Source organism: Catalinimonas locisalis (genome assembly GCF_038039535.1).
GTDB lineage: Bacteria > Bacteroidota > Bacteroidia > Cytophagales > Cyclobacteriaceae > Catalinimonas.
Map to the genome: position 1 here is coordinate 1 of NZ_JBBPHP010000079.1, position 10341 is coordinate 10341.

Genomic DNA, 10341 nt, shown 5'->3' on the forward strand with positions numbered 1-10341 from the left:
AAAGAGTTACCAGTAGGTGTGTTGACTAATTTTCGGATGCGCCATTATGTTTAGTAACTTTTATTATGTTAAGTAAATTTTAAGCGTAAGATTCATTTACCCTTTTAACCCCTCATCAAATTATAAATCAACAACATCTAATACTTTCACATAACTAGAAAACTTAGGGTGTTGTGGATATAATAAATAATTGTATTCACGGGGGCTTTGCCGAGAAGGCACCTTTAAACCAACATACTTCCCGTGTATCAAAGCTTTTTCTGCGATCTCCTGAAGTTCCTTAGGATAGGGAGTGTCCATCCAGTTTTTCGGTAAATCATCAGATGAGATCTCTTGTATAGGAGCTTTGCTATCTATACTAATCTCTAATAGCACTCTATTTTTAGGGAAGCTCTTACTGTTAGCTAAAGTTTCCAGTTTAGCCAGAGATACTGAAGCAGAACAGTAAATAATCCAGAACCCTCTTTTGGTCCACCTTCTTTCTACATATAATGCGTCCATCGGAGGCCATACATCCTTATATTTTTTCTCAACCCGAAAAATTGTAATCATCCGTATACGCCATATTCAATACGGTCCAAGGCTTGTTCAACTTCACGTCGCCCTGTTTCCAGATGTAGCATCTCAATGGGCTTGCGGTCACCAAGATTTTCTATTTTAGCATTTAACCAGTCATTGAAATCATCTTCGTCCTCAAACGCTTGTAAACCCTTTTCCATGACTCGCATAATACTTACCAGATGATCTTTATGGGCGATATCAATATCATCCTTTTTATACTCTCTGTATAAGGTGCTTTGGCTAGCATCTAATAGCTCTTCTAGTTTTAAATCAAAGGTTTTTAAAGCTTCAGCTATTCCATTAAGAGCATCCCCTGTGATGATAGTTTTATCAAGATCATGACTATGAATACCAGAAAAAGAGCTAGCTAATTTTTTAAATGATACTCCTAACTTCTCCATTTCGGCAGGTTGTCTGGATGCTAACATTTTTTGGATACCTTTCCTTTTAGGTTTTGTTGCTCTACTTACTCTTCTCCCAGCCCCTTTTTCAAGTACAGTTTGTTTAGAGATTTTTTTCTCTTTTGCACCTCTCTTCTCACGCTTGTTCATAAGTAAAACTTTAAAAATAGATTATAGTAATTTGTCAAAAGATAAATATTTTTTCAAATATAAAACATGCACACTCCTTCTTCAGCAGGAGAATTTCAGTTTATGTTAGATAATTTGCAATGCTAAGTTAAGAAGCTCAAAAAACATTTCATTCTGTACTGTGCAAAAACAAAAGTAGAAAAGCGTCAAGCAATTGGTCTGAGAGAACACTATTTATATTGCCTTCTATAGGTGGCATCCCTAATATTAAACCTGAATAAATTGACTGATATGCCAGATTTTTTTGCAGTAATCTTGTATAGATCGGTCTGCAGCAAACTTACCCATTTGGGCTACATTGAGAACTGACATATGATTCCACTTCTGCTTGTTGCGCCAAGTGTGTAGCACATGCATATAAGACTCATGGTAAGAGAAAAAATCAGCCAGCAAAAAGTAAGCATCTTTCCCCATAAGGTCATCATACAAGGGCCTAAATAAATGCTGATCACCCCTTGAAAGCTCTCCTGACACCAGCAAATCCAGCAAACGTCTAATGATATCATTTTCCTCATACAAATTTTTGGGACTGTAGCTGGATCTCATGTTTTCTACCTCTTCAATACTCAGACCGAAAAGGAAAAAATTTTCCTCTCCTACAGCCTCCCTTATTTCCACATTGGCACCATCTAATGTGCCGATGGTAAGAGCTCCGTTGAGAGCAAACTTCATATTTCCGGTTCCAGAAGCTTCCTTTCCAGCCAGCGATATCTGCTCTGACAAGTTGGCAGAAGGATACAACCTCTCTGCATTTTTTACATTAAAATCAGGTATAAAGACGACCTTCAAACGATGCCTAACCTCAGCATCCTGCTCAATCAATTCGGCCACCCCATGAATCAGCCTAATGATCAGTTTGGCCATATGGTAAGATGGAGCAGCTTTGCCCGCAAAGAAAAAAGTCTGAGCAGGCATGTCTGATAATCTTCCCGCTTTGATTTCAAGGTAGAGATAAAGAATATGGATTATTTTTAGATGCTGGCGCTTGTATTCATGTATGCGCTTGGCCTGCATGTCAAATAGAGAGGACGGGTCCAGACTCATCTGATGTTTTTTATTCAAAAAGTCAGTAAGACGCTCCTTGTTCTGGTACTTTACTTTACCCCAGGCTTCTAAAAAGGCACTATCACCTACCATGGATTCTAGTTCTCTAAGGTATTCAAGGTCATGGAGCCATTTGTCTCCTATCGCACTACTGATAAGCTCTGATAAAGCAGGATTACAGACACCCAAGAATCGCCTTTGGGTAATACCGTTGGTGACGTTGGTAAACTTATTCGGCCAGATCTGATTGAACAGATTCAGCACTTTTGTCTTGAGTAAGTTCGAATGTAACTCCGACACTCCATTGACTGTGTGACTGCCTACTACAGCCAGATGAGCCATTCTGACGTAGCGCTCACCCGTTTCATCAATGAGCGAAGACATTCTTAGTTGATTGTCAGCAAAGCCATGTCTAGTTCTCAGTTCATCCAAAAACCTTTGATTGATTTCATAAATGATCTCCAGGTGTCTGGGCAAAAGCGATTCAAATATGCTAACCGGCCATTTTTCTAGCGCTTCTGGTAGGAGTGTATGATTGGTATAGGCAAAAGTTTGCGTAGTAGTTTCCCAAGCATCATCCCAATTGAGAAGGTGTTCGTCCAGGAGCAGGCGCATCAACTCGGCTACAGCAATAGCAGGATGAGTATCGTTCAGTTGGATAACGAACTTTTCATGTATTTTTCTGATGTCTCGGCCCTGTAGCAGATGCAGACGTATCAGATCCTGAAGGGCACAGCTCACAAAGAAGATCTGCTGTTTTAATCTTAACTCCCTTCCCGACAATGCCTGGTCGTTGGGGTATAGTACTTTGGTAATATTTTCAGAGATCATCTTGGCCTCTACAGCTTTGTAATAGTCGCCCTGGTTGTAGGCTGTAAAGTCAAAAGATTCTACAGCCTCCGCTTTCCATAGCCTTAGCAGGCTGCAGGAGCCACTGTAGCCAATGATAGGTGTATCATAAGCGATACCTTTTACCACATAGTCTGCCTGCCAGTCTACTCTGTAATTACCTTCAGTATCCAGGTAAGGATACGTATTACCGCCATATTTCACCTCGTAAGCAATCTCTGAACGGCCTACTTCCCAGGGGTTGCCATGACGCAGCCACTTATCTGTTTCCTCACCCTGCCAACCCTCTTTGATAAACTGGTCAAAAATACCGAATTCATAACGGATACCATAAGCGATAGAAGGTACTCCAAGGTTTGCCATTGCGTCCATATAGCAGGATGCCAGCCTGCCAAGTCCTCCATTGCCCAGGCCAGGCTCCTCTTCCTGATCTAGCATATCATCCAAATTGACATCCAGTTCATTCATACCCTCACGGGTGTTTTTTAGCATTTTGAGGTTGAAAAGGTTATTTTCTAAGTGTGGTCCGGGCAAGTACTCTGCCGAAAGGTAAGCCACGGCTCTGGCGTCCAGTTTGGAGATCTTGTTGACTGTTCTGATATATTTGTTAAATACCCTATCTCTCACTGCCATTGCAAGGGCAATATATAGATCATTTGGCTTTGCTACTTTAGGGATACGCCCCAGCCCAAAAAGTAGATAATGTAAAAATGAATCTTTGATTTCCTTTTTGCTCATTCCCAGGGAATGAGAAAGATACTTATGCTCATCTATTAGTTGTTGAATTTTTCCGTTTTGCATAATTCATAGGTTTCTTAGGTAGGTAGATTTCTAAAAAATTGTAAATATTTGATTCCAAAAAACTTGGTCTCATTCACTAAAAAAATGCATAATTTACGTTTCATCTTATGCAGTGAAAATTTTTTTGTAATATGACGCTGCTTTTACTTTTTTAATGAATGAGGTAAGATTCATTGATAGTTAGAAGATAAAAAGATGAGTTGACTACCCAAAAATAACCGGACAGATTATTGAAGATATTACTGTATTTTACCCCAGATAAACTTTCATCGCCACTCATGATTCTTCATATTAGGTTTAATAAAAATCAACACCCCTGAAGCCTGGGAGAACAAAACTTAACTTTAAAATTAAAACTATAAATTCTGAAGGGAATACTACAGTTTTTCCTGGCAATACTTTTTCTATCAACTTGATTGAAAATACTTAATAAAGTTGAAAATGAATAATATGAAAAAGTTTGATAGATCCTACAGGAAGTAGTTGATATTCGTTCCCTGGTATAATTGAAGCTCTTTGTACAATTGAGATTCAAAATAAAAGAACAGTGATTATAATTTTCTTTACAGAATCTAGGTGATAAATTTAAGTTATTGGGTTATGCTAATGGTAGCTGAATATCACATTTCCAACTATTTTGAAACATCTTTTGGAGGATGTTCGCGCTGCTCCCTAATCTCGTTGTAGAGCAGTAAGAATAAACTCTAATTTTAGGCCCTACAATATCAATAAGAGTTTAAAGCGTTTAAAAGTCTAGATAGCTAACTTTAAAGAATTGTCCATTACTGGAATCATAGGGTACCAATTCAAGTATTCCTCTCTTTATATGGATGCCTGTGACATTATCGGTAAAAGTATGATATTGAAATTGATATAAACTCCATTCCTTTTCGCTATCAGCCAGCAAATATTGAAACCTGAAAGAATTAATTTTCAGGTCTGCCACATATTTGTTTTCAGTAATTCTGATCTCAGTACCAGTGAAATAAGCAATCCGATCGGTGTAGTCCCTATTGATGTAATAAAACCTTTCATTAGGAAGCATGTGAAACACACTGGGTTGGCTTTTCAAGTTCTTAAAAACTCTTTCCTTTATCACTCTCTCTTTGGTTAATTTAGCACTCTGTTTTCTAGATAACAGTGAATAGAGAGGAATATTATGATGCATGATATTAAGTTAGTATTAAAATTCTGCATCAAAATAAATCACATTGCTAAAGTGAAGAAAGGTGTTTTATAAGTCAAAGTACAGATGTAAGATATAGAGATAAATATGGCCAAAATTAGATTAAGCTTATAATAAAGTTAGAGCATTTATCAATGAAATATGCTACAAAGTCAGGGTAATTTATTGATTTGCTTTGCAATGCGAAAGTCCACTCATAGCACCTTTAAATTTTAGACTAATCACACAAATTGATATGGGGCATGAATAATTTATTTTGTATTAGTATTAGTAATCTTTATTGGGTATTTATTCTCCGATGAAGAAATAGGAAAGGTTTTTGTTAGCCAGATTTTGGTAAAAGATAATATTAACATTTTCAGGAAATAAGTATTTCATCAACGTTAAAAGATTAACTCATAAATAGAGTTACCAGCTTATTCACTGCCTTACAAGTTTGACTGACTTACACTTCTAATGTGCGAATATATATAATGCTTGTTTTGAAATTTTGCTTTGCTAAATACGCAACATTTCAAATGTTGAATTTTTTGCTCACTAAAGTCTGCATTATTGCAAAATAAGTGAGTAATATAATTATCGGATTGACATGTAAACTCTATCGCTTGTAGCCCAGATAGTATCTTCAGTAAAGGAAAAATTCGATTAATTTGTACATCGATCACCATAGGCGCAGTCGTAGCTTTTCGCTTATGGCTTGTTACCCTGCGTATACAATCTACAAATGTTTCTTTAATTACTGCTTTACAGCTTTTAATCTCTTTAGCAGTAATCTTTCCAAGTATCCTGACCATCTTACTTTTATCTATTGTCCTTATCTGATCAATGGCTATCTAAGCTGTTTGATTTTTTTGCTTAACTTTTTTATCACATTAATAACCATTAACAACAGAAATAATCTTACTAAAGCTTCAGTATGCCTTATTTAAATATATCTGTCAGATTTAACAAAAAAACCAACTTAACAGTGAAGCTTATATATAAATCTAATTGATTATAACAGCATATTTTCATATGCGAAATAATACGCATATATTAATGCAATAATTCCTTTAATATGAATAACCTTTTGACTGTTCCTTTTGATCCGGTATCACTAATCACTCAAAGTAAAAAGGGTATACAGAAGTCCGAACTATTAGCTTTGCAAAATGAGATTCACTTGACTAATGAAGAATTAGCACATGCTCTGCAAATTAGTACCAGAGCACTATTAGGTTATGATTATGCTGAACAGCTTAAAGTCCGTATTGCTGAGAGAGCACTTGCCTTGGCACAACTTTATGCTCGCGGCTTTGAAGTGATGGGTAAAGAGAGGTTCTTGCGCTGGATGAGTAAAGAACATGTAGCTTTAGGGCAGATGAAAGCGAAAGAACTATTGGATACGCACTTTGGAATTCAATTGCTCTTGGATGAATTAGGCAGAATAGAACATGGAGTCCTTGCATGATCGTATACAGCTTATCAAAAGAGAAATACTGTAAAGACTTAAGCGAATACCGTGGTAGCGGGGCTCGTTTATATGGTGGAAGGTGGAATCCTAAAGGTGTAAGTCTTCTTTACACAGCTGAAAGCAGAGCCCTTGCCGCTATGGAACTGGCAGTCAGATTGGACGTATCAGATCTTCCGGAAGACCTTGTATTAGTAGTCCTGGAAGTAGCCAGGGGTAGGAAGAAAGATCTTATCACTGAGATCAAAAATGAGGATCTTCCAGGAGACTGGGATTGCTATCCTAATAAATTATCATCACAAAGAATTGGAGAGAAATTTGTCAATGAAGGTAAATATTTAGCCATAAAAGTTCCTTCGGTGTCTATAAAGGGGGATTTTAATTATCTTATTAATCCCTTTCATGTTGAGTTCAATAAATACGTCAAAATAATTACTGTTGAACTATTCAGTTATGAACCAAGATTAAGAAAGCCTTAGGCTCAATAGCTTTACATATGACAATAAGAACCAAAATTTTAAAGTATGGAGCTATCCAAAAAGTATAACTCTGATCTTTCAAAAGATAAATATGGTAGTGTATTTACTATCAGTCAGGTGATTAATCTCTTCACTAAAACATTAAAGAAACCCAATAATTATCCTCGTATCGTTAGACGTTATCTGGAATACTGTATTACAAATGAATATCCTATCAATGAGCTCTCATTTCAATTTTATCAGAAGGGGCGCCCCGCTTATATTCATTCTGCAATAAAAAACTTCCTTGCTTTTGCAAAAGAGCATAACCTATCTAAGGTAGCTACTGATCCGGATGAGGATAATTTACCACCAGCAGCTAACGAACTGGTGATGGGCTTTATTCATGATGCCACACACTTAAGAGGCGATGAATCAAAGAAAACCTATATCAATGCTTTGAATGGATATTTTAGATACCTGGAGAAGAGCAATCAGCCGTTCAACTATCATTCTGCAAGCAATTATGCCAATGTGCTACTCAAGAAGCAAAGGTCACCTTTTACAGTGAATTTACATGTTTCAATCATTAATCAGTTGGCCAAATGGGTGGTCAAATCAAGAAATAAAATTCATCATGAATTTACTTTTGACCAACTTGAATCATTACGTGATATTGATAATATCCGCAGGGTTCCTACTGCTTCAGGTTATCATAAAGAGGCATTAACGGAAGAAGAAAGAGAGTTACTTCAGCACGAAATAAAAGGTGTATTCTGGAAGGCTGTATGTTGTTTAATGTCCTACTGTGGATTGAGAAGTGTAGAGATTACCCGCTTGCGTATAGAAGATATTGATATGGAAAAAAGTCGTATACAGGTAAAGGGTAAAGGTAAGTATGACTATGTTGGCATTACGCTATATAATCCTTGTAGACCCTATATACAAGATTGGATGGAGCAAAGAACAAGAATGACAGGCATTGGTGAGAATGGCAAATCTTTGTTATTTCCGAATCCTGACGGCAGTGGCCAAAGTCTGAAAACAGATCAGATTCGCTACCAAATTAAAAAGGCGATGAAGGCATGTGGTATTGCTCGAAAGAAACTTACCACACACAGTCTTCGCCATACCGCAGCTCAGGTACTCATTGACAAAGATTTGGAAGCTATTTATGTACAACGCCAATTACGACACTCTTCTCTGGATACTACTAATAAGTATATACTGAAGAAAAGAGATGAGAAATATTATCAGAAATCACACCCAGGATTTTTGGATAAAAAATAGTAAACCTGAATTGGCGCCCTCCTGTAAGGTAAGGTTTTTCACCTACATTTTTTTATATTACTGATTATGATAATCATAGTAAGAGTTTTTACTTTAGAACTTTCTGCGAACGCTCGTTTGTAAAATGTTAGGAAGGGAAATTTTTTTAGTTTGTCAATGGAAAACTTACTTTGAAATGAATAATATAAGTAAATTTTCGCTAAGGCATGGAAATTTTTCGTATATAGAGAAAACACCAACAAATTTATATCATGCAGGCATCAGCTAATTTCTCTTTAATACAAAAAGCACAGGAAGGTGTAAGTATAGAACTCTTTGATTAATTATTACAAGACTCAGGTCTAAGTAAGAATGAGCTAAGTCAAATTATTGGTATAGATCCAAGAACTATTGATAACTATCGTAAATCTACCAAACCTTTTGATACACTTAAAGGAGAGTTACTCTTAAAGCTAAAGGAACTATTTATTCTGAGTCAAGAGGTATTCGGGAGTTCAGAGGATTTTAAAGCTTGGCTTCATCTTCCTGCTGGTGAATTTAATAATACTCCCCCTTTATTTTTGCTAGCCACCTCTACTGGGGTAGATCTGGTGGCAGAACAATTAGAAAGAATTGCGCAAGGCTACGTAGTATAGAGCAGGTCATGCTGACTAATATTTTTTAATGGAAGCATTTCGTATTACCTTGAGTAAATATTCTGATAAGCTATTTGCTTCTGGGTTAACAGGAAGATGGAATAAACATGGAGAAAAAGTAATCTATGCTGCCTCATCCCGCACATTAGCCTGTCTAGAAAACCTGGTCCACAGAAGAGGTCAATTAAAAAATATTCATTTTAAGACGATTGTAATTCATATACCTGATAAGCTAGCTATACAAAGAGTAGAACTAAATGATTTGCCGGAGAGGTGGGAACAAGACAGTGCTCCGGATGCCTGCCGGGACATTGGATCCTCCTGGTATCAAAGCAATAGAACCCCTATTTTATCAGTCCCTTCAGCTGTAATCCCTTTTGAGCGCAACCTGGTAATTGATACATCACACCCAAATTTCAGTACTTTTTTTTCTAACAATAGTATTGCATTCTTCCTAATCTAGAGAACGTAAACTGCAAAATTGGTAATCGGGGTGTGATGCTTTACCTAATATTAACACAATTTAATATTTATTCAAATAATTTGCTTTTATATTTAATGATATTCAATAATATACATCATTTTTTAAGAAAAAAGCAACATATTGGTGTTTTTATCGTAAACTCTAATGTAAGCAACAAAGAGTTTTAATAACCACAAAAAGAAAATTTTTATGACCAATATAAGAAAGATTACCATTCGTGATGAAGTACAACAGAGGAGAACAAATATTAAACAACTTAACCTTTTTGATATTGCGGGTAATTCCTATGGAGAAGATCGTAACAGATCTATGCGAGATGGATTCTATTTTCGAAGGAACCGCTTAAATGATTTAATATCATAAAGTCTCATTTACTGAATATCAAAGGCAATTCTATCAATAGGATTGCCTTTTTTGTTAAAATGGACTGCTGCCACGAGGGCCGATGAGCGGTAGTTTTCATTCACTATTTTCTTAATGTGGAAATTGATCTTCTCCTTACGACATAGTAAGGTGAATTTGTTAAGGTCTCGGCAGTTCATCCCTTAAGCATGAATAAGCCTCTGTAGTTTCTTTTGTGTCTGCGGTGGTAGCTCGTATTTGTCCCTTTCTTCAATCAGAAGATCGTAAGGTATATCCAAGTACTTATGAAGATTGTAAATGATCTTCATGGTAAGAGGTCGCTTTTTATTCAGATACTCACTTACCCTGGTAACACCCCCAAAAATAGGAGCCACATCCTTTTGCTTCAGATTCATCTGTTCCATCCTAAACTTAATGATTTCTACCGGATCAGTTTGTTCTTCTACTGGATAGTGTTCTGCTTCAAAGGTTCCAATGGCACTAGTCAACTGGTCCAGCTCTTCAGCCTCCGGACTGTCTACATCTATATCAGCATGCATTAACTCATAGACAAGGGCTAACGCCTGGTTATATTCATGCTGAGTTTTCAAAAAATTTGCTTTGCTCATAAGTTATTTGTTCTACGTCAAC

At 36.6% G+C, this 10341-nt stretch carries 10 protein-coding genes and 1 pseudogene; 5 read left to right on the plus strand and 6 right to left on the minus strand.

The window, feature by feature from the left end; all coding sequences use genetic code 11:
• Nucleotides 1-120: 120 nt before the first annotated feature.
• The 4 genes from WJR50_RS33570 to WJR50_RS33585 form a co-directional block, all read right to left on the minus strand.
• The gene (locus WJR50_RS33570; RefSeq protein WP_341297699.1) at nucleotides 121-552 is read right to left on the minus strand and encodes an RES family NAD+ phosphorylase; all 432 of its coding nucleotides are present in this window, start codon (nucleotides 550-552) and stop codon (nucleotides 121-123) included.
• The gene (locus WJR50_RS33575) at nucleotides 549-1112 is read right to left on the minus strand and encodes an antitoxin Xre/MbcA/ParS toxin-binding domain-containing protein (RefSeq protein WP_341297700.1); all 564 of its coding nucleotides are present in this window, start codon (nucleotides 1110-1112) and stop codon (nucleotides 549-551) included. The genes WJR50_RS33570 and WJR50_RS33575 overlap by 4 nt, the downstream gene beginning before the upstream one ends.
• Before the next feature lie 246 nt (nucleotides 1113-1358).
• Nucleotides 1359-3845: a glycogen/starch/alpha-glucan phosphorylase gene (locus WJR50_RS33580; RefSeq protein WP_341297701.1), complete on the minus strand. Its 2487-nt coding sequence runs from the start codon at nucleotides 3843-3845 to the stop codon at nucleotides 1359-1361.
• A 745-nt stretch (nucleotides 3846-4590) separates the two neighbouring features.
• Entirely contained in the window at nucleotides 4591-4890 is a 300-nt protein-coding gene (locus tag WJR50_RS33585) for a hypothetical protein (protein WP_341297702.1), read from the minus strand.
• A gap of 1198 nt (nucleotides 4891-6088) precedes the next feature.
• On the opposite strand from WJR50_RS33585, the gene WJR50_RS33590 reads away from it, so the two are divergent.
• The 5 genes and pseudogenes from WJR50_RS33590 to WJR50_RS33605 all read left to right on the plus strand — a co-directional run bounded on the left by WJR50_RS33590 (nucleotide 6089) and on the right by WJR50_RS33605 (nucleotide 9327).
• Entirely contained in the window at nucleotides 6089-6481 is a 393-nt protein-coding gene (locus WJR50_RS33590) for an Xre family toxin-antitoxin system antitoxin (protein ID WP_341297703.1), read from the plus strand.
• A complete protein-coding gene (locus WJR50_RS33595) occupies nucleotides 6478-6960 on the plus strand; it encodes an RES family NAD+ phosphorylase (protein WP_341297704.1) in 483 nt (160 codons plus the stop codon). Before WJR50_RS33590 ends, WJR50_RS33595 begins: the two co-directional genes overlap by 4 nt.
• Nucleotides 6961-7005: 45 nt before the next feature.
• Nucleotides 7006-8229, plus strand: coding sequence for a tyrosine-type recombinase/integrase (locus WJR50_RS33600; RefSeq protein ID WP_341297705.1), 1224 nt, complete (start codon nucleotides 7006-7008; stop codon nucleotides 8227-8229).
• A gap of 341 nt (nucleotides 8230-8570) precedes the next feature.
• Nucleotides 8571-8864 (plus strand): annotated as a pseudogene (locus tag WJR50_RS34350) (antitoxin Xre/MbcA/ParS toxin-binding domain-containing protein); the annotation flags it as partial.
• A gap of 28 nt (nucleotides 8865-8892) precedes the next feature.
• Complete coding sequence (locus tag WJR50_RS33605; protein WP_341297706.1) at nucleotides 8893-9327, plus strand: RES family NAD+ phosphorylase; 435 nt, start codon at nucleotides 8893-8895, stop codon at nucleotides 9325-9327.
• A 392-nt stretch (nucleotides 9328-9719) separates the two neighbouring features.
• On the opposite strand, the gene WJR50_RS33610 is transcribed toward WJR50_RS33605, so the two are convergent.
• Nucleotides 9720-9890, minus strand: coding sequence for a hypothetical protein (locus WJR50_RS33610; protein WP_341297707.1), 171 nt, complete (start codon nucleotides 9888-9890; stop codon nucleotides 9720-9722).
• A 3-nt stretch (nucleotides 9891-9893) separates the two neighbouring features.
• Nucleotides 9894-10319 carry a helix-turn-helix domain-containing protein gene (locus WJR50_RS33615; RefSeq protein WP_341297708.1) on the minus strand — a complete coding sequence of 142 codons (426 nt, stop codon included), beginning with the start codon at nucleotides 10317-10319 and terminating at the stop codon, nucleotides 9894-9896.
• Between the last annotated feature and the right edge of the window lie 22 nt (nucleotides 10320-10341).